The organism is Kitasatospora acidiphila (assembly GCF_006636205.1).
Taxonomy (GTDB): Bacteria; Actinomycetota; Actinomycetes; order Streptomycetales; family Streptomycetaceae; genus Kitasatospora; species Kitasatospora acidiphila.
The window spans coordinates 5,659,801-5,681,568 of the sequence record NZ_VIGB01000003.1; the positions used below are offsets into that span (position 1 = coordinate 5,659,801).

At 72.6% G+C, this 21,768-nt stretch carries 18 protein-coding genes, 1 other RNA gene and 1 pseudogene; 14 read left to right on the forward strand and 6 right to left on the reverse strand.

Annotated features, from left to right (window positions below; all coding sequences use genetic code 11):
• Positions 1-167 precede the first annotated feature (167 nt).
• The 4 genes from E6W39_RS26880 (at position 168) to prfB (ending at position 4,589) form a co-directional block, all read left to right on the forward strand.
• Positions 168-1,784, forward strand: coding sequence for a serine/threonine-protein kinase (locus E6W39_RS26880; RefSeq protein ID WP_407658472.1), 1,617 nt, complete (start codon positions 168-170; stop codon positions 1,782-1,784).
• Complete coding sequence (locus tag E6W39_RS44275; protein WP_407658473.1) at positions 1,784-1,927, forward strand: hypothetical protein; 144 nt, start codon at positions 1,784-1,786, stop codon at positions 1,925-1,927. The genes E6W39_RS26880 and E6W39_RS44275 overlap by 1 nt, the downstream gene beginning before the upstream one ends.
• 187 nt (positions 1,928-2,114) lie before the next feature.
• Positions 2,115-3,431 carry a serine/threonine-protein kinase gene (locus E6W39_RS26885; protein WP_141635705.1) on the forward strand — a complete coding sequence of 439 codons (1,317 nt, stop codon included), beginning with the start codon at positions 2,115-2,117 and terminating at the stop codon, positions 3,429-3,431.
• A gap of 48 nt (positions 3,432-3,479) precedes the next feature.
• The gene (gene prfB, locus E6W39_RS26890) at positions 3,480-4,589 is read left to right on the forward strand and encodes a peptide chain release factor 2 (protein WP_101381585.1); all 1,110 of its coding nucleotides are present in this window, start codon (positions 3,480-3,482) and stop codon (positions 4,587-4,589) included.
• 152 nt (positions 4,590-4,741) lie between these two features.
• Here the strand turns inward: prfB and E6W39_RS26895 are convergent, their stop codons facing one another.
• Positions 4,742-4,939, reverse strand: a complete 198-nt coding sequence (locus E6W39_RS26895) for a hypothetical protein (RefSeq protein ID WP_101381586.1) — start codon at positions 4,937-4,939, stop codon at positions 4,742-4,744.
• A 373-nt stretch (positions 4,940-5,312) separates the two neighbouring features.
• On the opposite strand from E6W39_RS26895, the gene ftsE reads away from it, so the two are divergent.
• From ftsE to E6W39_RS26940, 9 genes are all read left to right on the forward strand, one after another.
• The gene (gene ftsE, locus E6W39_RS26900) at positions 5,313-6,002 is read left to right on the forward strand and encodes a cell division ATP-binding protein FtsE (protein ID WP_101381587.1); all 690 of its coding nucleotides are present in this window, start codon (positions 5,313-5,315) and stop codon (positions 6,000-6,002) included.
• Between the two features lie 75 nt (positions 6,003-6,077).
• A complete protein-coding gene (gene ftsX, locus E6W39_RS26905; protein WP_141635706.1) occupies positions 6,078-6,992 on the forward strand; it encodes a permease-like cell division protein FtsX in 915 nt (304 codons plus the stop codon).
• A gap of 77 nt (positions 6,993-7,069) precedes the next feature.
• The gene (locus tag E6W39_RS26910) at positions 7,070-8,188 is read left to right on the forward strand and encodes a S41 family peptidase (RefSeq protein WP_141635707.1); all 1,119 of its coding nucleotides are present in this window, start codon (positions 7,070-7,072) and stop codon (positions 8,186-8,188) included.
• 44 nt (positions 8,189-8,232) lie between these two features.
• Complete coding sequence (smpB, locus tag E6W39_RS26915; RefSeq protein WP_101381589.1) at positions 8,233-8,709, forward strand: SsrA-binding protein SmpB; 477 nt, start codon at positions 8,233-8,235, stop codon at positions 8,707-8,709.
• A gap of 98 nt (positions 8,710-8,807) precedes the next feature.
• A complete protein-coding gene (locus tag E6W39_RS26920; protein WP_141635708.1) occupies positions 8,808-10,136 on the forward strand; it encodes an alpha/beta hydrolase in 1,329 nt (442 codons plus the stop codon).
• Positions 10,137-10,237: 101 nt separating this feature from the next.
• Positions 10,238-10,609, forward strand: a transfer-messenger RNA (tmRNA) gene (gene ssrA, locus E6W39_RS26925).
• A gap of 131 nt (positions 10,610-10,740) precedes the next feature.
• On the forward strand, positions 10,741-13,065 hold the full coding sequence (locus E6W39_RS26930; RefSeq protein ID WP_141635709.1) for a HelD family protein: 2,325 nt from the start codon (positions 10,741-10,743) through the stop codon (positions 13,063-13,065).
• Positions 13,066-13,467: 402 nt separating this feature from the next.
• Positions 13,468-14,943 (forward strand): NAD-dependent malic enzyme, encoded by a 1,476-nt coding sequence (locus E6W39_RS26935; RefSeq protein ID WP_141635710.1) that lies wholly within the window; start codon positions 13,468-13,470, stop codon positions 14,941-14,943.
• A 502-nt stretch (positions 14,944-15,445) separates the two neighbouring features.
• Positions 15,446-15,727, forward strand: coding sequence for an HU family DNA-binding protein (locus E6W39_RS26940; RefSeq protein WP_035848732.1), 282 nt, complete (start codon positions 15,446-15,448; stop codon positions 15,725-15,727).
• A gap of 170 nt (positions 15,728-15,897) precedes the next feature.
• Here the strand turns inward: E6W39_RS26940 and murA are convergent, their stop codons facing one another.
• On the reverse strand, positions 15,898-17,241 hold the full coding sequence (gene murA, locus E6W39_RS26945) for a UDP-N-acetylglucosamine 1-carboxyvinyltransferase (protein ID WP_141635711.1): 1,344 nt from the start codon (positions 17,239-17,241) through the stop codon (positions 15,898-15,900).
• Positions 17,242-17,468: 227 nt separating this feature from the next.
• On the opposite strand from murA, the gene E6W39_RS26950 reads away from it, so the two are divergent.
• A complete protein-coding gene (locus tag E6W39_RS26950) occupies positions 17,469-18,038 on the forward strand; it encodes a YqgE/AlgH family protein (RefSeq protein ID WP_141635712.1) in 570 nt (189 codons plus the stop codon).
• Between the two features lie 7 nt (positions 18,039-18,045).
• Here the strand turns inward: E6W39_RS26950 and E6W39_RS26955 are convergent, their stop codons facing one another.
• The 4 genes and pseudogenes from E6W39_RS26955 to E6W39_RS44280 form a co-directional block, all read right to left on the reverse strand.
• Positions 18,046-18,840: an alpha/beta hydrolase family protein gene (locus tag E6W39_RS26955; RefSeq protein WP_141635713.1), complete on the reverse strand. Its 795-nt coding sequence runs from the start codon at positions 18,838-18,840 to the stop codon at positions 18,046-18,048.
• Positions 18,841-18,868: 28 nt separating this feature from the next.
• Positions 18,869-19,636, reverse strand: coding sequence for a tryptophan 2,3-dioxygenase family protein (locus E6W39_RS26960; protein WP_141635714.1), 768 nt, complete (start codon positions 19,634-19,636; stop codon positions 18,869-18,871).
• Positions 19,633-20,571, reverse strand: a complete 939-nt coding sequence (locus E6W39_RS26965) for a diiron oxygenase (protein WP_141635715.1) — start codon at positions 20,569-20,571, stop codon at positions 19,633-19,635. Before E6W39_RS26965 ends, E6W39_RS26960 begins: the two co-directional genes overlap by 4 nt.
• A gap of 187 nt (positions 20,572-20,758) precedes the next feature.
• Positions 20,759-21,598 (reverse strand): annotated as a pseudogene (locus E6W39_RS44280) (aminotransferase class I/II-fold pyridoxal phosphate-dependent enzyme); the annotation flags it as partial.
• Positions 21,599-21,768: the final 170 nt, after the last annotated feature.

The window sequence follows — 21,768 nt, forward strand, 5'->3', positions numbered from 1 at the left end:
ATCATGGTCATGGTGGAGCGGACGGGGCATCAGGTCAAGGCGGCCTCGAACGCCCGTGCACCGGTCGCCCGGCTGGCCGGGCCGCTGGGGCGCGCGCACCGTTAGGCTTGCCGCACGCGCGGGTGCACGCCCGGCGGCAGGGCTCAGCGGAGCGAGGAGAGCACCAGGTGCGGCCGGTCGGCAGCAAGTATCTGCTCGAGGAGACCCTCGGGCGCGGTGCCATGGGCACCGTCTGGCGTGGGCGGGTCCGCGAGGACGCGGGGGTGGCCGACCTGGCCCCGGGGCAGCCGGTCGCGATCAAGGTGCTCAAGGAGGAGCTGGCCGCCGACCAGGACATCGTGCTGCGCTTCCTGCGCGAGCGCTCGGTGCTGCTGCGGCTCAACCACCCCAACATCGTCCGGGTCCGCGACCTGGTGGTGGAGGGCGAGCTGCTGGCCCTGGTGATGGACCTGGTGGACGGCCCGGACCTGTACCGCTACCTGCGCACCAACGGACCGCTCAGCCCGATCGCCGCCGCCCTGCTGACCGCCCAGATCGCCGACGCGCTGGCCGCCAGCCACGCGGACGGCGTGGTGCACCGCGACCTCAAGCCGGCCAACGTGCTGCTGGCCACCGTGCCCGGGCCGGACGGCCAGGGCGAGGCGCTGCACCCGATGCTCACCGACTTCGGCATCGCCCGGCTCGCCGACTCCCCGGGCATCACCCGCACCAGCGAGTTCGTCGGCACCCCGAGCTACGTCGCCCCCGAGTCGGCCTCCGGCCGCCCGCAGACCGAGGCCGTGGACATCTACGGCGCCGGGATCATGCTCTACGAGCTGCTCACCGGCCGCCCGCCGTTCCAGGGCGACGGCGCGCTGCAGATCCTGCAGGCGCACCTGACCCAGGAGCCGCCCCGCCCGCCCGCCATGCCCGAGCCGCTGTGGATCGTGGTGGAGCGCTGCCTGCGCAAGGACCCGGCGCAGCGCCCGAGCGCCACCTCGCTGGCCCGGGCGCTGCGGGTGGTCGCCGCCGGGGTGGGCGTGCACGCCGCGCCGGCCGCGGTGGACGCGGCACTCGCGGTCGGCGCCCTGCTGGTGCCCCCGCAGCAGCCCGCCCAGGTGCCCGGCACCGGCAGCGACCCGACCCAGGCCTTCGCCCCGCAGTACGACCCGGCCGCCGCCACCCAGGTGCTGCCGGCCGAGGGCACCCGGGTGCTGCCCGCCGAGGGCACCAGGGTGATGCCGCCGACCCGGGTGATGCCGGGCATGGCGCCGCAGCAGTCGATGAGCCAGCCGCCGCAGAGCCAGCAGCCCCCGGCCATGGGGGTCCCCCCGGTCGAAGGCCGGGGGACGGACGCCCCGCACCCCTGGCAGACCCAGCTGCGCGCCGCCCGCGACCGCAACCAGCAGACCCAGGTCTTCGCCACCCAGGAGTACGAGCCGCCGCAGCCCGCCCGCGCGGGTACCAGGGCGGTGGCCAGCCGGGTCGCCAGGACCGCCCGCCGACGGCCCCGCCGCCGTACCAGGCGCGCCGCCCGCAGCAGGGCGGCTACGCCGGGCAGGACCGGTACGCCGAGCCGCCGCGCGGCCCCCAGGGCTACGCCGACCGTTCGGGCGGCCGCCCGGCGGCAGCGCCCGGCCGCACGGGCGCAGGAGAGCCGGCCCGGGCGCCCGAGCCGCCGCGCTACTACGAGCCGCCGGCCCCGCGCGAGCCCGAGCCGGCGCCCCGCCGCAGCCGGGAGCCGCGCCCGCGCAGCCGCAACCGGATGTACATCCCCGGCCTGGGCTGCCTCAAGGGCTGCCTGATGGTGCTGGTGATCCTGGCGATCGCGGCGCTGGCGCTGTGGAACTTCACCCCGCTGCCGCAGTACTGGAACGACGTGCACAGCTGGTTCGACCAGGCCAGCAACTGGGTCAGCAGCACCTGGCACTCCATCACCGGGAAGTGACGCCCGGCTTCCTGACGGTCCGCCGGCAGGTCGGCCAAGATTGACAATTTGTCGACTTTGGCGGGTCGTGGGGTCCCACCCCGGCCCCCCGGGCGCGTAGGTTGGACCGCGACGCACAGACCTGTCGAGCACGGCCGGGGCCCCCGCGGCGTTCCGGACGCGCTCCCGCCGCCCCCACGGAGCAGCATTGGCACGAAAGATCGGCAGCCGGTACACCGTGCACCAGGTGATCGGCCGGGGCTCCGCCGGCACCGTGTGGCTGGGCGAGGGCCCGGATGGACCGGTGGCCGTCAAACTGCTCCGCGAGGACCTGGCCAGCGACCAGGTGCTGGTCGGCCGGTTCGTCCAGGAGCGGGCCGCGCTGACCAGCCTGGACCACCCCCGGGTGGTCGGGGTGCGCGACATGGTGGTGGACGGTGACGACCTGGCGCTGGTGATGGAGCTGGTGCACGGCACCGACCTTCGCTCCCGGCTGGAACGCGAGGGCGTGTTCGCCCCGCAGGCCGCCGCCGCGGTGATCGCCGACGTCGCGGACGGCCTGGCCGCCGCGCACGCGGCCGGCATCGTGCACCGCGACGTCAAGCCGGAGAACGTGATGCTCGACCTGGCCGCGCCGCCCGGCCCCGGCGGCGCCCCCCGGGCCAAGCTCACCGACTTCGGCATCGCCCGGCTGGTCGACGCACCCCGCCGGACCAGGGCCACCCGGATCATCGGCACCCCCGACTACCTGGCCCCCGAGATCATCGAGGGCCTGGAGCCGCGCGCCGCGGTCGACATCTACGCCCTGGCCACCGTGCTCTACGAGCTGCTGGCGGGCTTCACGCCGTTCGGCGGCGGCCACACCGGTGCGGTGCTGCGCCGGCACGTCACCGAGAGCGTGCCGCCGGTGCCCGGTCTGCCGGACGGCCTGTGGCGGATCATCTCCGAGTGCCTGGCCAAGGCCCCGGCCTCCCGGCTGCGGGCCGCCGAGCTGGCCGAGCGGCTGCGCGAGCAGCTGCCCGCGCTGGCCGGGCTGCCCCCGCTGGCCCTGCCCGCCCAGCGCAGCCAGGACGACGTGGGGGCACCGCCCGGCCAGGCCGGGGGAGAGCCGACCACCCTGGCCGAGGCGGTCTACGCGGAGGCCGAGACCGGCACCGGCACCCACCGCCGCCGGCGCGGCCCGGTGGTGCCGCTGGTGCCCCCGGCGGCCCCCGACGCGGCCCGTGACACCCGGGACACCCACACCAGCCTGCGCCGCCCGTCGGCCGAGGAGCTGGCGGGCTACGCCGCCCAGTCGCGCGCCCAGCGGACGGCGCCCTCAACCGGGCACCGTCGCACCCGCCAGGAGCGGATCCGGCGGCGCCGGTTCCTGGCGGTGCTGGTGGCCGCGGTGCTGCTGCTGGCGGGCCTGGCGGCGGCCGTGGCGGCCTTCGGGCACAGCGGCGGGCACCCGCACGGTGCCGCTGCGCCGAGCGTCGCCGTGCTGCCCGCGTGGCCGCCCGATGAGGAGTCGGCTGCGGTCTAGGGCGACCGGCCGGTCCCGGTGCCCCTCGCCAACCATTACGCTGGTGGCGTGGCAGCCGTCGATCCTTCCGAAGAGCTCAAGAACCTCGAAACGACCATGGGGTCGATCGAGGCCGTCCTCGACCTGGAGAAGATCCAGGCCGATATCGCACGCCTGGAGGAGGAGGCAGCCGCCCCCGCCCTCTGGGATGACGTGACCAACGCGCAGAAGGTGACCAGCCGGCTCTCCTTCCTGCAGGGCGAACTGCGCCGGGTGGAGACCCTGCGCAGCCGTATCGAGGACGTCCGGGTCCTGTTCGAGCTGGCCGAGGAGATGGCCGACGCGGACACCAAGGTCGAGGCCGAGACCGAGCTCGCCTCGGTCAAGAAGGCCGTCGAGGAGCTCGAGGTCCGCACCCTGCTGTCCGGCGAGTACGACGCCCGCGAGGCACTGGTGAACATCCGCGCCGAGGCCGGCGGGGTGGACGCGGCCGACTTCGCCGAGCAGCTGATGCGCATGTACCTGCGCTGGGCCGAGCGGCACGGCTACCCGACCGAGGTCTACGACACCTCGTACGCCGAAGAGGCCGGCATCAAGTCCGCCACCTTCACCGTGAAGTCCCCGTACGCCTACGGCACCCTCTCGGTCGAGCAGGGCACCCACCGCCTGGTGCGGATCTCGCCGTTCGACAACCAGGGCCGCCGGCAGACCTCGTTCGCGGGTGTCGAGGTGCTCCCGGTCGTCGAGCAGAGCGACCACGTCGCGATCGACGAGGGCGAGCTGCGGGTGGACGTCTACCGCGCCTCCGGCCCCGGCGGCCAGGGCGTCAACACCACCGACTCGGCGGTCCGGATCACCCACCTGCCGACCGGCATCGTGGTCTCCTGCCAGAACGAGCGCTCGCAGATCCAGAACAAGGCCTCGGCGATGAACGTGCTCCAGGCCAAGCTGCTGGAGCGGCGCCGCCAGGAGGAGAAGGCCGCGATGGACGCGCTCAAGGACGGCGGCAGCTCCTGGGGCAACCAGATGCGCTCCTACGTGCTGCACCCGTACCAGATGGTCAAGGACCTGCGCACCGAGTTCGAGACCGGCAACCCGCAGGCCGTGCTGGACGGCGACATCGATGGCTTCATCGAGGCCGGCATCCGGTGGCGCAAGCAGCGTGAGACCGCCGAGTAAGGGCGGTCGGAGCTGTCGGCCTCGATAAACAACCAAGCACGGCATCGAGGCCGGCATCCGGTGGCGCAAGCAGCGTGAGACCGCCGGGTAACTGATCAGGCACAGCAAAAGGGGCCCCGGACGGATCCGGGGCCCCTTTCCTCATCAAGTCCTCACGCCAGCGCCTGCCGGAAGATCACCACCACCGCGAGCAGCCCCGCCAGCAGCGCGAGCAGCGCTGCGGGGGAGAGCCCGGCGAACATGCCCTGCTGCTCCTCCTGCAGGCGCGCGCGGTGGGCGCGGCAGACCGGACAGCGGCCGTCGCTCACGCGGCCCGCGCAGTTGGCGCACACCAGATGGTCGCACGTCATGCGATCTCCTCCTTGCCTGCTACCGCGCTGCCCGTAACAACGCACCGGTCGACTGGTTGGTTCCCGCCCGGTGGGTCCGCGCATTCGCGTCCTCCCCCTACTCTGCCAGGTTCTGCCGCGTCCGGCGCCCGGGCCGCTGAAGGAGGCTGCACTGTGTAGCAGGGCGGCTGTGAATTGGCTCCCAATTTTCCGGTCATCTCGCCACAAGACCGGACAATCCGCTGCTGTTCGAGCGGGCGCGGACTGCGCGGCGCAGTGACGGTCGCGTATGGTCCCAAGCCGGGGAGTCGGCCCTGGGCCGGCTCCAACCGCCCGCCCCCGCACGGATTGCGGGGGGAGGGACTCCCCCTAGGATGGCCTCCGTGATGCAGCCGTGATCAGATTCGACAACGTTTCCAAGACGTATCCCAAGCAGAACCGCCCCGCCCTGTCGGAGGTCTCGCTGGAGATCGAGAAGGGCGAGTTCGTCTTCCTGGTCGGCTCCTCCGGCTCCGGCAAGTCCACCTTCCTGCGGCTGTGCCTGCGTGAGGAGCGCCCTTCCACGGGGTCGGTGCACGTGCTGGGCAAGGACCTCGGCAAGCTGTCCAACTGGAAGGTGCCGCACATGCGGCGTCAACTGGGCACCGTCTTCCAGGACTTCCGGCTGCTGCCGAACAAGACCGTGGCACAGAACGTGGCGTTCGCGCTGGAGGTCATCGGCAAGCCGAAGAGCGCCATCAACAAGGTGGTGCCCGAGGTCCTCGACCTGGTCGGCCTCGGCGGCAAGGAGGACCGGATGCCCGGTGAGCTCTCCGGTGGTGAGCAGCAGCGCGTGGCGATCGCGCGGGCCTTCGTCAACCGCCCGATGCTGCTGATCGCGGACGAGCCGACCGGAAACCTGGACCCGCAGAACTCGGTGGGCATCATGAAGCTGCTCGACCGGATCAACCGCACCGGGACCACCGTGCTGATGGCCACCCACGACCAGGCCATCGTCGACCAGATGCGCAAGCGCGTGATCGAGCTCGACAAGGGGCTGCTGGTCCGCGACCAGACCCGCGGCGTCTACGGATACCAGCACTAGCGCCTGGCGCCGGTCCGTACGCCCGACGCGTCAGCCGTCGGTCCGTCAGTCCTGATCTTGGAGTATTGAACAGCCATGCGCGCCCAGTTCGTCCTGTCGGAGATCGGCGTCGGTCTCCGCCGCAACCTCACCATGACCATCGCGGTCGTGGTCAGTGTCGCGCTCTCGCTCGCCCTCGCCGGTGCCAGTCTCCTCGTCCGCGACCAGGTCAACTCCATGAAGGGGTACTGGTACGACAAGGTCGAGGTCAGCATCTACTTCTGCACCAAGGCGGACGCGAAGACCGCCCCGCAGTGCGCCAACGGCGCCGCCACCCAGGACCAGATCGACGCCGTCGGCGCCGGCCTGGACCAGATCACCCCGTCGGTGGTGAAGACCAAGACCTTCGAGACCCAGGCGGAGGCCTACAAGCACTGGAAGGACATGAACCCGGACAGCGCGCTGGTCCAGGTTCTGGGCGCGGACGCGATCCCGTCGTCCTGGCGGGTCAAGCTCGAGGACCCGACCCGCTACGACATCATCCAGAGCGCGTTCGCCGGCAAACCGGGCGTGCGTTCCGTGGAGGACCAGCGCAAGATCCTGGAGAACCTCTTCGGACTGCTCAACGGCCTGCAGACGGCGGCCTTCGTCATCATGCTGCTGATGCTCTCGGTGGCGCTGCTGCTGATCGTCAACACGGTCCGGGTGTCGGCGTTCAGCCGAAGGCGTGAGACCGGCATCATGCGATTGGTCGGTGCGTCCAACTTCTACGTGCAGATGCCGTTCATCGCGGAAGCGGCGTTCGCGGCACTCCTGGGCGCGGTCCTGGCCTCCGGACTGCTGCTGCTGGCGAACTTCGGTGTGCAGCACTGGCTTGCCTCGCGGGTGCAGTTCATCCACTTCATCGGGCTCTCCTCGGTGCTGCAGGTGATCCCGCTGCTGATCGTGGCCGGTATGGGCATGGCGGCGATCGCGGCCTTCCTGACCCTGCGCAAGTACCTGAAGGTGTAACGGCCGTTCGTCACCCCCCCGGTGGTGTTCGAGCGTTACGCGGCCACGCAGTGCATCGGGGCCTACACTCCGATGGCATGACCGCAACCCCGTGGCGTCGGGTGCGCCACGGCGCCATGCTCAGCGTGCTGTTCGGGTTGCTGCTGTTCGGCGGGTCGGCCACCGGTGCCTGGGGCGGCACGGCCGCTCCGCTGCCGGGCCGCCCCGACTCGTGGGACGCGGCGCCCGGCGGCAGCCCGCTCTCGCCGCAGCAGGCCGAGCAGTTGGCGGCCGGCGGCGCGGACCGCTGGGCCGCCCACTACACCGCCCAGCAGTACGCCGAGTTCGCCCAGGAGCTGGACGGCGAGTACCTGGGTGTCGGCCTGGTGGTGAGCCAGAGCCCGGACGGCGGCACGGTGATCACCGCGGTGCCGGCCGGCTCACCCGCCGGCCGGGCCGGAATCGCGGCCGGCGACCGGCTGCTGGCGGTGGACGGCACCCCGGTGGACCGGCTGCCGGTCACCGAGGTGGTGGCCCGGCTGCGCGGCCGCCCGGCCGCCGGCCCCGGCTCGGCGGTCACCCTCACCGTGCGGCGCCCGGGCGCGGCGGCTCGCCAACTGACGCTGCGCCGCGCGGTGCTGGCCACCCAGGACGTCGAGGCGGACCAGCCGGCCCCCGGGGTGCTGCGGATCAGCGTGCACGCCTTCACCGCCGGGGTGGCCGACCAGGTGCGGGACGCGCTGCGCCGCACTCCGCACCACGGGGTGCTGCTCGACCTGCGCGGCAACTCCGGTGGCCTGCTGGCCGAATCGGTCGCCACGGCCTCGGTCTTCCTGGACGGCGGCCCGGTCGCCTCCTACCAAGTCGACGACGAGCGGCGGCAGTTGACCGCAGCGTCGGGCGGCGACACCCGCACCCCGCTGGTGGTGCTGGTGGACGGCGGCACCATGAGCGCGGCCGAACTGCTGGCCGGCGCCCTGCAGGACCGCTGCCGGGCGGTGCTGGTCGGCAGCCGGACCTTCGGCAAGGGCACCGTGCAGCAGCCCAGCCGACTGGCCGACGGCTCGGTCCTGGAACGCACCGTGGGCCGCTACTACACCCCGGGCGGCCGCTCCCCGGACGGCACCGGCCTGCTCCCCGACGTCACCGCGCCCGACCCGGCGGCGGCCGAGCGGCTGGCGCTGCGGGTGCTGGGCGGGCTCGGGGCGGCCCGGTAAAGCGGCTGCCGTTCACCGCGCCGAGGTGCGAGAATGGCCGGGCTATGGCAAAGGAAAAGGGACAGAAGCTGATCGCGCAGAACAAGCGGGCGCGACACGAGTACACCATCCTCGACACCTACGAGTGCGGCATGGTGCTCACCGGCACCGAGGTGAAGTCGCTGCGCGAGGGCCGGGCCAACCTGGTCGACGGGTACGCCTACACCCAGGGCGGCGAGGTGTGGATCGACAACGTCTTCATCCCGGAGTACTTCCAGGGGACGTGGACCAACCACTCGGCGCGGCGCAAGCGCAAGCTGCTGCTGCACAAGATGGAGATCCGCAAGCTGGAGGCGAAGACCAAGGAGACCGGTCACACCCTGGTCCCGCTCTCGCTCTACTTCAAGGACGGCCGGGTCAAGCTGGAGCTGGCCATCGCGGTCGGCAAGAAGCTGCACGACAAGCGGCAGGCGCTGCGCGAGAAGCAGGACGCCCGGGAGACCGCCCGCGCGGTGGCCGCGGTCCGCCGCCGCCAGGGTTGAGGATTCGGTGGACGGTCTGTAGCAGGATGGTCCCAAGCCCGTCTGCCGACCGGGTGAACTCGGTAATCGGTGGTTGACGATCAGTACGATCCAAAACCATGAATGTCTCCCTGTTGGCCGGCTGGTTCCCGTGGACCGTGCAGCTGGCGGCCGCCGCTGCGCTGCTGGTCGCGGTCGGCTGGCGGGACCGCCGCTGGCGGCTGCGCCGGGCGCCGATCGCGATCGGCGCGGGCGTGCTGCTCAGCGCCGGGCTCGGGCTGCTCGCCGTCACAGCGGGTGGCATCACCGACCCGCTGCCGCTCGGGTTCTGGCTCTGGCTGGGCGCCGCGGTGACCGCGCTGGTGGTGCTGGTGCTCGGCTGGCGCGGGGCCCGCTGGTGGCACCGGAGCCTGGCGCCGGTCGCCGCGCTGCTGGCGATCGTCTCCGGCGCCAACGCGCTGAACGCCTCCACCGGCTACTTCCCGACCCTGGACGACGCGATCGGTGAGCTCAGCGGCGCGCCGCTGCCGCAGCAGGTGACGCTCGACCAGCTCGGCTCGCTCACCGGGAAGACCAGTACCGGCCGGATCGTGCAGGTCGACATCCCCGATACCGCGAGCGGCTTCGGCCACCGCCAGGAGCTGGTCTACCTGCCCCCGGCCTGGTTCCGCAGCAAGGCCCGGCCCAAGCTGCCGGTGCTGGAGATGATCGGCGGCGAGTACGCGGCCCCCGACAACTGGGTGCGGGCCGGGAACGCGGTGCAGACCGCCGACGCCTACGCCGCCGCCCACGGCGGGTACGCCCCGGTGCTGGTCTTCACCGACGCCACCGGTGGTTTCAAGGTGGACACCGAATGCGTCGACGGCCCCAACGGAAATGCCGAAGACCATCTGGTGAAGGACATCCCGCCGTATGTCGAGAAGACTTTCGGCACCGCCACCGACCCGCACAAATGGGGCGTGGTCGGCTGGTCGATGGGCGGCACCTGCGCGATCGACCTGACGGTCGAGCACCCCGATGTCTTCGCGCATTTCGAGGACATATCCGGAGACCTCGGCCCGAACACCGGCAACAAGCAGCAGACCATCGACAAGCTGTACGGCGGGAACGCCGCCGCCTGGGCCGCACACGATCCGCTGACCGTGCTGGCCCACCACCCGAAGTACAAGAACACCTCCGGCTGGTTCGAGAGCGGCGACCAGGAGGGCAACCACATCGAGCAGGGCAAGCAGCTGAGCGCGGCGGCCCGCAAGGACGGCATCCGGACCCAGCTGAGCGTCCAGCCCGGGCGCCACGTCTGGCAGTTCGCGGCCGGCGCGTTCGCCGAGGCGCTGCCCTGGCTGGCCCAGCAGCTGGGCACCCCGGGGCCGCACCAGGGCCAGCCGACCGGCGGGCCGTCACCGAAGCCGGCCCAGGCCACCGGGCTCCCGGTCACCCCCAGGCAGTAATCGGCTGGACCGCCCCGCACCCGGCGCGTACCATGGGGCGAGCACCACCGGTCACCGACCGGAGTTGTTTCTCGAAAAGCTGTACCTTTTCAAAAGAACATGGGGATGATCGGTTTCGACAGGGGACGTCGAAACAGGAGAAGCGAGCCGAGGAACGCGGCAATGATCTCGTTAACCATCTGTCGCAAAAAAATAATCGCCAATTCTAAGCGCGAGACCTTCGCGCTCGCTGCCTGAGCAGCGAGTAGCCAAGGAGTCAGACCGGGGAGTTCCCGACCCGGATCCTGGCTTAATCTAGGGAACTGAACCGTCCGCCCCGGTTACGGGGGCGGCTGGGAAACCAAACAGTAACTGGGCCTGTTGGCGGCTTGTCCGCGTGACTGCCAGGGCCGAGAAAAGCACAGCGGACTGCGCTCGGAGAAGTCCTGAATCCACTCCACTGGACCCGGGTTCGATTCCCGGCATCTCCACCATCCCATGTGCATGCGGGCCGCCTTCCATCCGGAGGGCGGCCTTCGTGTTTCCGCGACCGTGCCGTAGGATCTTCTGTCCGCCGACTTCGAATGGCGGTTGACCTATCGCAAGACGTACGACAGGGGCACCCTTGGGAGCGCACGGCAGACCGCACGCAGCCGACACCAGCACCGCCGACTCCGCGGCCGCGACCGAGGGCCTGCGGCAACGGGAGATCGCCGGGGAGCAGCGGCACCTCGACACCGTCTACCAGCGTCTGGAGGAGAAGCTCGCCGAGGCCGAGTACGTCCTGGAGGACGCCGCCAAGCGGGTCCAGGTCGGCACCCCTGGCGCGCTCGCCGAGCGCGACGCCCAGGTCTACCGGGCGGGCGCCCACCTGAACCGGCTCAACAACGAGTTCGAGGACTTCCTGTTCGGCCGGATCGACCTGCAGCAGGCCGATGCCCCGGAGGAGCACGGCATCCCGTCCTTCACGCCGCTGGACCCGACCGACCAGAACGTGGCGCAGACCCTGCACATCGGCCGGCTCGGCGTGCTGGACGCCGAGTTCGGCCCGCTGGTGATCGACTGGCGCGCGCCGGCCGCCGCACCGTTCTACCGGGCCACCCCGCTGGAGCCGGGCCGGGTGCTGCGCCGCCGGGTGATCCGCTCCAAGGGCCGCAAGGTGATCGGCGTCGAGGACGACCTGCTGCGCCCCGACCTGGCCCCGACCCTGGACGGCCAGGAGCTCGCGGTGATCGGCGACGGCGCCCTGATGGCCTCGCTCGGCCGGGCCCGCAGCCACACCATGCGCGACATCGTCTCCTCGATCCAGAAGGAGCAGGACGAGGTGATCCGGGCGCCCGCCGCCGGCGCCACCCTGGTCACCGGCGGCCCCGGCACCGGCAAGACCGCGGTCGCGCTGCACCGGGCCGCCTTCCTGCTCTACCAGGACCGGCGGCGCTACGCCGGCGGCATCCTGGTGGTCAGCCCGACGCCGCTGCTGGTCTCCTACACCGAGGGTGTGCTGCCCGCGCTGGGCGAGGAGGGGCAGGTGGCGATCCGGGCGGTCGGCAGCCTGGTCGACGGCATCGAGGCGGAGCGCTACGACACCCCGGAGACCGCCAGGATCAAGGGCTCGGCCAGGATGGTGCAGCTGCTGCGCCGGACCGCCCGAGCCGCCCTGGAGCTGCGCGCGCCCACCGAGCTGAAGGTGGTGGCCCGCGGCGAGGTGCTGCGGCTGGACGCGGGCAGGCTGCGGGCGGTGCGCGGCCATGTGGTCGGCAGCGGCGGCACCCCGCTCAACCTGCTGCGCCCGCGCGCCCGCCGGCTGCTGCTCGACGCGCTGTGGGCGGAGGCGATCCGCGACCTGCCCAAGCCCACCGACCACTACGGCCGAGAGCAGCGCCAGGAGGAGAAGGAGGCGTTCGACGAGTACGTGTCGGACGAGGCGCCGTTCCTGGACTTCCTGGACGCCTGGTGGCCGGCGCTGACGCCGCGCCAGGTGCTGGCCAGCCTCAGGAACGCCAAGCACACCAACCGGATCGCCCGACGCACCGTCACCCCCGAGGAGGCCAGGCGGCTCGCCGCCTCCTGGCGCCACCTGGACGACCGCGGCGCGGGCGGGCTGACCGCCCACGACGTGGCGCTGCTGGACGAGCTGCAGCTGCTGCTCGGCGAGCCGGCCCGGCCCAAGGTGCGCGAGGTGGACGCGGTCGACCTGCTGACCGGCCTGGATGAGGTGACCACCTACGCCGACCGCAGCGCGCGGACGCGTGAGAGGGTGCCGGTCGAGCGCACCGAGTACGCCCATGTGATCGTCGACGAGGCCCAGGACCTCACCCCGATGCAGTGGCGGATGATCGGCCGCCGGGCCCGGATGGCCACCTGGACCATCGTCGGCGACCCCGCCCAGAGCTCCTGGCCGTTCCCGCAGGAGGCCCAGGCGGCGCTGGACGAGGTGCTGGGCTCCAAGCCGCGCCGCCGCCACACCCTGACCGTCAACTACCGCAACCCGGCCGAGATCGCCGAGGTGGCGGCCAAGGTGCTGGCGCTCGCCGCGCCCGGCACGCCGTCGCCGAGCGCGGTGCGCTCGACCGGCATCGTGCCGCGGTTCGCCGCGGTCGCCGACCCGGCCCCGGCCGCGTTCGGCGCGGCGGCCCGGGCCGAGCTGGTCCGGCTGCTCGGCGAGGTGGACGGCACGGTGGCCGTGGTGGTGCCGATGGACCGCCGGGCCGAGGCGGCCGGGTGGATCGAGGGCCTGGGCGACCGGGCGGTGGCGCTGGGCAGCCTGGAGGCCAAGGGCCTGGAGTACGACGCCACCGTGGTGGCCGACCCGACCGGGATCGCCGGCGAGTCGGAGGCCGGGCTGCGGGTGCTCTACGTGGCGCTGACCCGGGCCACCCAGCGGCTCACGGTGCTCTCCGGGCCGGACGACCTGGCCGACAGCGCGGGCGTGCCGGCGCTGCTGCGGTAGGGCGGCCCGCCGGGGCTGACAGCCCGTCAACGACTGTGGCCCCCACCTCGGGTGGGGGCCACAGTCGTACGTTGGTGACACCGACCCGCCATGCTCGCCTCGCGGCAAGTGGTCCCTCGAAGGGACGAAGGTTGGGCCCGGGGGCTTGGATCGAGCCGGTGTCTCGTCCAATGTAACCCATCGGCCCCGCAGGGCAATCCCCTCCGGAGGATTTCCGCTGCTGTGTCAGCTTCGCGGCGGCCCCGGTTGTCGACACCGTGCAATCAATGAACGTTATTTCTGGCTACGCCCTGGTAGGTGCGACGATCGAGGCCTAGGATGCGCGAGGCTCAGCGTCAACAGTTTGTTGAATCCTGCGCTGTTGAGCCCGGCACGGTGTTGAAACCAGGAAGAAGGACGTCGATGGCGACGGTGCCCAGTGTCTCCAACTCGATCACGGTGCGTCTGGAGGTCCCGGCCAGCGGCAGCGCGGTCAGCAACATCACCACCGCCGTGGAGTCCTCCGGCGGCTCGGTGACGGGTCTCGACGTCACTGCCTCCGGCCTCGAGTCGCTGCGGATCGACGTGACGGTGGCCGCCGCCTCGGTGGCGCACGGCGAGGAGATCGTCGAGAAGCTGCGCGCCATCGACGGCGTCACCATCGGCAAGGTCTCGGACCGCACCTTCCTGATGCACCTGGGCGGCAAGATCGAGATGTCCTCGAAGCTGCCGATCCGCAACCGTGACGACCTCAGCATGATCTACACCCCGGGCGTCGCCCGGGTCTGCATGGCGATCGCCGAGAACCCGGAGGACGCCCGCCGGCTCACCATCAAGCGCAACAGCGTCGCCGTGGTCACCGACGGCTCGGCGGTGCTGGGCCTGGGCAACATCGGCCCGCAGGCCGCGCTGCCGGTGATGGAGGGCAAGGCGGCCCTGTTCAAGCGGTTCGCCGGGATCGACGCCTGGCCGATCTGCCTGGACACCCAGGACGCCGACGAGATCGTGGCCATCGTCAAGGCGATCGCCCCGGGCTTCGCCGGGATCAACCTGGAGGACATCTCCGCGCCGCGCTGCTTCGAGATCGAGGCCCGGCTGCGCGAGGCGCTGGACATCCCGGTCTTCCACGACGACCAGCACGGCACCGCGATCGTGGTGCTGGCCGCGCTGACCAACGCGCTGCGGGTGGTCGGCAAGGAGATCAGCGACATCCGGGTGGTGATGTCGGGTGCCGGCGCGGCCGGCACCGCGATCCTCAAGCTGCTGCTGGCGGCCGGCGTCGAGCACGCCACCGTGGCCGACGTGCACGGCGTGGTCCACCAGGGCCGCGAGGACCTCAACGACTCGCTGCGCTGGATCGCCGAGCACACCAACCGCTCCGGCCGCACCGGCAGCCTCAAGGAGGCGGTGGCCGACGCCGACGTCTTCATCGGCGTCTCGGCCCCGAACGTGCTGGACGGCGACGACATCGCCTCGATGGCCGACAACGCGATCGTCTTCGCACTGGCCAACCCGGACCCGGAGGTCGACCCGGCGGTGGCCCGGCAGACCGCCGCGGTGGTCGCCACCGGCCGCAGCGACTTCCCCAACCAGATCAACAACGTGCTGGTCTTCCCGGGCGTCTTCCGCGGCCTGCTGGACGCGCAGAGCCGCACGGTGAACACCGAGATGATGATCGCCGCCGCCCGGGCGCTGGCCACCGTGGTCGGCGACGACCAGCTGAACGCGAACTACATCATCCCCAGCGTCTTCCATCCGGAGGTGGCCAAGACGGTCGCCGCGGCCGTGCGGGAGGCCGCGCTGGCCGCCGGCGGCAGCACCGCGGGCGCGCCGTCCCGGCCCACGCCGGGCATCGTCGGCACGCTGGACACCGCGGCTTTCCCGGTCGTCAAGCTCTAGGACAACCAGCCCTCGGGGTGGTATCCGGTCGATCACCTGGCCGAATACCGCCCCCTTCGGCGCCCACCGGGTCCGATCCCTTGCGACACAAGGGGAAGGGCGTGTTTGGGCTTGTCCGTGTCAGGGCGTACCGTAGCCCTGCGCGGGAGAGGCGTGTCCGACAAGTACGGAACGTCCCCCGGTCGCTCGGCGAGTCGTTCCCGGCCGCCGCCCACGTCGGTCCGCCGACGCCGACGGAGCGTCATCGCTGCGTGGGGAGGGCGCCGTTCGGGGTGGACGGCCGAGGCCCGATTGGCTTTCTCAGGGCCGGTAAGGGCAGGATTCGTCTCCAGGCAGGCACGTGGCAGGACAGACACGCTGCGCGGCCCGGGGCGAGCCGGGCCCCTACCACCAGCCGCCTGAACGAGCACGGTGCGCGGACCAGCGGCCCGGCCGGGTGCCCCCCGGAGGGACGACCGATGGGGCCCCCACGCACCGCAACGAACAGACCACAGGAGTACACATGAACCGCAGTGAGCTGGTGGCCGCTCTGGCCGACCGCGCCGAGGTGACCCGCAAGGACGCCGACGCCGTTCTGGCGGCCTTCGCCGAGGTCGTGGGCGAGGTCGTGGCCAAGGGTGACGAGAAGGTCACCATCCCCGGCTTCCTGACCTTCGAGCGCACCCACCGCGCCGCTCGCACCGCCCGCAACCCGCAGACCGGCGAGCCGATCCAGATCGCGGCCGGCTACAGCGCCAAGGTGAGCGCCGGCTCCAAGCTCAAGGAAGCCGCCAAGGGCGCCTGAGGCTTCGCCGTCACCTGAGGCAGGGTGGTTCCGTTCGGAACCGCCCTGCTTTCGTCATGTCCGGGGCCGGACGGGTGGTCGCCCGGGGCCGCACGTGGTCGTGCGGCACGGGAGAACGCCGAAGGGCCGCCCCGATCGGGACGGCCCCGCAGTGCGTGCGCGGTGGCGGCTCAGACCGCCAGCAGCTCCTGCTCGCTGGGCAGCTGGACGTGCGCGCCCAGCGCCCGCAGCTTCTCCAGGAAGTTCTCGTAGCCGCGGTTGATCAGCGAGATGCCGTGCACCGTGGAGGTGCCGTCGGCGGCCAGCGCCGCGATCAGGTAGGAGAAGCCGCCGCGCAGGTCCGGGATGACCAGCTCGCCGCCGAGCAGCTTGGACGGGCCGGAGACGACCGCCGAGTGCAGGAAGTTGCGCTGGCCGAACCGGCAGGGGGTGCCGCCCAGGCACTCCCGGTAGAGCTGGATGTGTGCGCCCATCTGGTTGAGCGCCGAGGTGAAGCCGAGGCGCGACTCGTACACCGTCTCGTGCACGATGGACAGCCCGGCCGCCTGGGTCAGCGCCACCACCAGCGGCTGCTGCCAGTCGGTCTGGAAACCGGGGTGCACGTCGGTCTCCAGCGCGATGGCGTTCAGCTCGCCGCCCGGGTGCCAGAAGCGGATGCCCTCGTCGTCCACGGCGAAGGCGCCGCCGACCTTCCGGAAGGTGTTGAGGAAGGTCATCATCTCCAGCTGGCGGGCGCCGCGGACGTAGATGTCGCCCTTGGTGGCGAGCGCCGCGCAGGCCCAGGAGGCCGCCTCCAGGCGGTCCGGCAGGGCCCGGTGCTCGTAGCCGCCCAGCTCGTCCACCCCGGTGATCAGGATGGTCCGGTCGGTGCCCATCGAGATGATCGCGCCCATCTTCTGCAGCACGCAGATCAGGTCGACGATCTCCGGCTCGATGGCCGCGTTGCGCAGCTCGGTGTCGCCCTCGGCGAGCACGGCGGTGAGCAGCACCTGCTCGGTCGCGCCGACCGACGGGTAGGGCAGCTCGATCTTGGTGCCGCGCAGCCGCTGCGGGGCGGTCAGGTAGGTGCCCTGCGGGTGCTTCTCGATGGCCGCGCCGAACTGGCGCAGCACGTCGAAGTGGAAGTCCACCGGCCGGCCGCCGATGTCGCAGCCGCCGAGGCCCGGGATGAAGGCGTGGCCGAGGCGGTGCAGCAGCGGGCCGCAGAACAGGATCGGGATCCGGGAGGACCCGGCGTGCGCGTCGATGTCGGCGACGTTGGCACTCTCCACGTGCGACGGGTCGAGGATCAGCTCCCCCTCCTCGTCGCCGCTGCGCACCGTCACACCGTGAAGCTGCAGCAGGCCGCGGACCACCTTGACGTCACGGATGTCAGGGACGTTGCGCAGTCTGCTGGGGCCCTGCCCGAGCAGGGCGGCCACCATCGCCTTGGGCACCAGGTTCTTGGCACCGCGGACTCGGATCTCGCCTTCCAGCGGGTTTCCGCCGTGGACCAGCAGGACGTCGTCGGTCATCGTTCTCGCAATCCGGGGTTTGCAACCATGGCTCGGGGCGCCACCTTCGGTAGATGGTAGTAGGAGGAATCCTGGTTCCCGCGCCCACGCAGTGTGATCATGCTCTTTCCGGGTGGAATCACAAAAATCTCATATGCCGAACGGGTGGTCGAACCGGAGCGCGGGCTTTCGCTACCGAACCCGTGTTCCAGTACCCGTACGGGCGCACACTGCGGGATCATGTGGGCATGACCGCGGCCCACACGCACACCGGCCGGCTGCTCGTGGCGACGCCCGTCCTCACCGACCCGAACTTCGCCCGGGCGGTGGTGCTGCTGCTCGACCACGACGAGCAGGGCGCCCTGGGCGTGGTGCTGAACCGGCCCACCCCGGTGGAGGTCTCCGATGTGCTGGACGGCTGGGCGGAGCTGACCGGCGCGCCCCGGGTGGTTTTCCAGGGCGGCCCGGTCGGGCTGGACTCGGCGCTCGCCGTCGCCGTGGTGCCCGGCGAGCCCGGGCCGCAGGACCCGCTGGGCTGGCGCCGGGTGCACGGGGCGATCGGGCTGGTCGACCTGGAGGCGCCGCCCCAGGTGCTGGCCGGCGAGCTGGGCGCGCTGCGGGTCTTCGCCGGGTACGCCGGGTGGACGCCGGGCCAGCTGGAGCAGGAGATCGCCGAGGGCGCCTGGTACCTGGTGGACGCCGAGCCCGGCGACATCTCCTGCCCCGACCCGGAGCAGCTGTGGCGCGCGGTGCTGCGCCGGCAGACCGGGGCGCTGGCGATGCTCGCCACCTACCCCGAGGATCCGACCCTCAACTGACCGGCCGCTACCGCGGCACCGGGTGTGCGGCGGCCAGCACGGTGTCCCGGACGGCGGGCCAGGCCGCCGTGAGCGGGTCGATCAGCTGGAAGTGGTCGATGCCGGGCAGCTCGCGCAGCTCCACCAGGTCGCCGGCGGCCGTGGCGAGCTCGGCGTAGTCGCGGCTCATCGCCACCGGCACCCGGTCGTCCTCGACGCCGTGCAGCAGGGTCGCCGGCACCCCGAGCGGCAGCAGCGCCGCCGGGTCGGCCACCGCGTACCGCTCCGGGTAGCGGGCCGGGGCGCCGCCCATCAGCCCCAGCACCGCGTCGTCACCCAGGTGCCAGTCGGCGCACCGCTCCAGCGAACTGCAGCCGGCCAGCACCACCACCGCGTCCGGCAGCGCCTCGCCGTGCCAGGGCGAGTCGGCCGGCAGCCGGCGCCGGGCGGCCGCCCAGAGCGCCAGCTGCCCGCCGGCCGAGTGGCCGGCCAGCACCGTGCGGCCGGTGACCGGGTGCGGCAGCGGCCCGGCGAGCAGGTCCAGCGCGGCCGCGACGTCGTCCAGGGTGTCCGGCCAGCCGGAGCGCCGGTACTCCGGTACGGCGACCAGCAGCCCGCTCGCCGCCAGCGCGTCGGCCAGCGGCCCGGTGTGGGCCCGGTCGATCTCCGGCCGCCAGAAGCCGCCGTGCAGCAGCACCAGCAGCGGAGCCGGGCCCGGGCCGGGCGGCAGCCGCAGGTCGACCACCTGCTCGGGGAGCGGGCCGTAGCGCAGGGTGTGGTCGACCGGCGGTGCTGGGCGGGTGAGGATCTCTCGACTGTTCATGGGCGCCTCCTGACGCGCTGACGGTGACTCAGAGCCGACTGCGGAACTCCCACAGTTCCGGGTAGAACCGGCCGCGGGCAAGGTCGGCGAGGTGAGTGGCGCCGGAGCTGCCGCCGGTGCCGGAGCGCCGGCCGATCTGACGCTCCACCACCAGCACGTGCCGGGCCCGCCAGAGCGCCCAGCCCTGGTCGTGGTCGAGCAGCGCCTCGGCCAGATCGACCAGCTCCGCGCCGGCCGGGTCCCGGACCGTGGCGACCAGCGCGGCCCGCCGCTGATCGGCCGTCAGCACCTGGTGCCCGGCCGTCGCCAGCACGGTGAGGAAGGCGTCCCACAGGTTCGGCTCGCGCAGTCGGCGTTGCAGCCTGCTCCGCTCGGCGCGGGTCGGCCAGTCCAGGCCGGCCAGCCGCTCCGGTGCGGCCGGGCCGGAGAGCAGCTCCACCTCCAGGAACTGCGCGGACTGCGCGCCACTGGCGCTGCCCAGGGCGCCGCGGAAGTCCAGGAAGGCCGCCGGGGCCATGGTGTCCAGCAGCTCGATGGTGGCGAGCAGCGCCCGGTCGATCTCACTGCAGCGGTGCAGCAGCAGCCGGGCCTCGCGCGGCTGCCCGGCGAGCATCCGGTCGCGGGCCGCGGCCAGCTCGGTCAGCAGCTGCCGGAACCAGAGCTCGTGCACCTGGTGCACCGCGATGAACAGCTCCTCCTCGGTGCCCGGCCGGTCGGCGAGGGGGTGCTGCAGGGTCAGCAGCCGGTCCAGGCGCAGGTAGGAGCCGTAGGTGAGGGTCGGGGTGCTGGTCGTCATGGCGCGAGGTCCACTTCGTAGAGCCCGCGGGCGGCGAAGGCCTCCCGGACGCCGGGCAGGTCGAATGCCCCGACCGAGGCGCACAGGCGCAGCGTCGACCGGGCGATCTCCTGGATCCGCCGGGTGTCGAAGCCCGGCGCGTAGCACTGGGCCAGCACCGCCCCGACGGCCTGCCGGTCCAGGCCGGCCAGCCGCAGCGAGTCCACCACCGGGCCGAGGTCGGCGCCGAGGGCGATCTGGATCAGGTCGGGCAGGGCGAGGGCGGCGGCGCGGCGGTCCGCCGGGTCGAGACCGGCCCACAGCTCGGTGAAGAAGGCCGAGAAGAACCGGTGGTGGCGGCCCTCGTCGCGGGCGTGATCGCGCATCAGGTCGCGGACCGGGCGCACCACGCTCTCGTCGTTCGGCACCTCGCCCAGCACCGCGGTGATCAGGGTCTCGAACACCACGGCCTGCAGCAGGGCGGCCAGCTCGGGCCGGTCGGGCAGCAGCCGGCGGGCCGAGTCGGCCATCCGGTCGACGAAGCCGCCGTAGTCGCGCTCCGGGATCGGCACCCTGCTGACGGCGGCGATCTGGTCGGCCAGGTCCAGGCTGTAGAGCGCGTGGTAGCCCTCGTCGCAGTAGACCTTGAAGGCGTCCTCGCGCAGCCCGGCGGTCAGCGGCAGGCCGGTCCGCCCGTTGGCGATCCGCTCGGCGGCCCGGTTCACCACCCGGGTCTCCAGATGGGTGGTGGCCAGCAGGAACCCGTACAGGTGGCGGACGGTGAGCTCGCGGCGCCGGGCCGGCTCCAGGGCCAGCACCGCCGGGTGGTCCAGGTGCGGGACCAGCGCCTCGGGGAAGAAGACCAGCCCCTGCTCGGCGCCCTCGTGGAACATCCGGCGGACCCCGGTGCGCACCCCGGCGGTCTCGTACCAGCGGTCCAGCGGGCCACTGGTCATCGGGCACCGCCCACTGCGGCGGCGGCCGGGGCGGCCCCCGCGAGCACCGGCAGGGAGCCGAGCCGGCAGATCGCCTCGGCCACCACCGCCTGGTCCAGCGGGTGGCAGAGCCGGAACCAGCCGGGCTCGGGGAGTGGAAGGCCTCGCCGGGCAGGATGTTGACCCGCAGCCGCTCCAGCACGTCGCGCCACAGCCGGCGCTCGCCGGCGAAGCCGGGCTCCGGCAGCCGGTCGCGCAGGTCGATCCAGAGCGAGCAGCCGGCCTCGGCCGTCCGGTGGGCGATGCCGTGCCTGGTCAGCTGGTCGGCGGCGGCCGTGGCGGAGGCGCCCAGCCGGCGGCGGTTCTCGGTCAGGAAGGCGGCGGTCCTGGCCGGGTCGGCGAGCAGGGCGGCCAGCATCGCCTGGGTGCCGGTGGAGACCGGCGCGAAGTAGGCCAGCGCCCGGGCGGCGGCGAGCACCTCGGGGTCGCGGGTGTGCAGCACCCCGACCTTGAAGCCGGGCAGGCCGAAGTCCTTGGCGAAGCCCCACACGGTGTGGCGGGCGGCGGTGGTGGGCAGCGCCTCCAGCGCGGTGAACGGGCGCGGTCCGAAGACCGAGTGGGCGTAGATCTGGTCCCCGATCAGCGCCACCCGGTGTTCCTCGGCCAGTTCGGCCAGCCCGGTCAGCTGCTCGGCGGAGTACACCTGGCCGAGCGGGTTGTGCGGCGAGGCCAGCGCGATCGCCCGGACCGCGGTGCCGGTGCGGCGGGCCAGCCGCAGCGCCCGGTCGATGGGGGCCGGGTCGAGCGCGAAGCCGTCGGCCGGATCCAGCGGGGCCGGGATCAGCCGGGCGCCGGAGCGGCCGCCGAGGTCGGTGTCGAAGGCGCCGTAGTAGGGGGCCGGCAGCACCAGCGCGTCACCCGGATCGCACAGCGTGCTGGCGATCACGTCCAGGGCGGCGCTGGCCCCGCTGACCAGCACCAGGTGGTCGGGGTCGACCGGAGCCCGGTAGCTGCCGGTGAGCAGCTCGGCGATCCGCTCGCGCAGCACCGGGGTGCCGTGCAGCGGGGCGTAGCGGGTGTCCGGCTCGGTGAACGGGGGCAGCTCGCCGGCCAACCGGGTGAGCAGGTCGCCGAGCAGCCGGTTCTCGGCGGTGCCCAGGTTGAGGTAGCCGTCGGGGCGCCGCTCGGGTGGTAGGGGTAGGCCTCGGCCCGGAAGTG

What these genes read in the sequence shown, in the direction of transcription:
- E6W39_RS44275 (WP_407658473.1), top strand. Translation starts at nt 1,784, where the DNA reads ATGGTGCTGGTGATCCTGGCGATCGCGGCGCTGGCGCTGTGGAACTTC.
- E6W39_RS26895 (WP_101381586.1), bottom strand. Translation starts at nt 4,939, where the DNA reads ATGACGTGCGACCATCTGGTGTGCGCCAACTGCGCGGGCCGCGTGAGC.
- ftsX (WP_141635706.1), top strand. Translation starts at nt 6,078, where the DNA reads ATGCGCGCCCAGTTCGTCCTGTCGGAGATCGGCGTCGGTCTCCGCCGC.
- E6W39_RS26910 (WP_141635707.1), top strand. Translation starts at nt 7,070, where the DNA reads ATGACCGCAACCCCGTGGCGTCGGGTGCGCCACGGCGCCATGCTCAGC.
- smpB (WP_101381589.1), top strand. Translation starts at nt 8,233, where the DNA reads ATGGCAAAGGAAAAGGGACAGAAGCTGATCGCGCAGAACAAGCGGGCG.
- E6W39_RS26920 (WP_141635708.1), top strand. Translation starts at nt 8,808, where the DNA reads ATGAATGTCTCCCTGTTGGCCGGCTGGTTCCCGTGGACCGTGCAGCTG.
- E6W39_RS26935 (WP_141635710.1), top strand. Translation starts at nt 13,468, where the DNA reads ATGGCGACGGTGCCCAGTGTCTCCAACTCGATCACGGTGCGTCTGGAG.
- E6W39_RS26940 (WP_035848732.1), top strand. Translation starts at nt 15,446, where the DNA reads ATGAACCGCAGTGAGCTGGTGGCCGCTCTGGCCGACCGCGCCGAGGTG.
- murA (WP_141635711.1), bottom strand. Translation starts at nt 17,241, where the DNA reads ATGACCGACGACGTCCTGCTGGTCCACGGCGGAAACCCGCTGGAAGGC.
- E6W39_RS26950 (WP_141635712.1), top strand. Translation starts at nt 17,469, where the DNA reads ATGACCGCGGCCCACACGCACACCGGCCGGCTGCTCGTGGCGACGCCC.
- E6W39_RS26955 (WP_141635713.1), bottom strand. Translation starts at nt 18,840, where the DNA reads ATGAACAGTCGAGAGATCCTCACCCGCCCAGCACCGCCGGTCGACCAC.
- E6W39_RS26960 (WP_141635714.1), bottom strand. Translation starts at nt 19,636, where the DNA reads ATGACGACCAGCACCCCGACCCTCACCTACGGCTCCTACCTGCGCCTG.
- E6W39_RS26965 (WP_141635715.1), bottom strand. Translation starts at nt 20,571, where the DNA reads ATGACCAGTGGCCCGCTGGACCGCTGGTACGAGACCGCCGGGGTGCGC.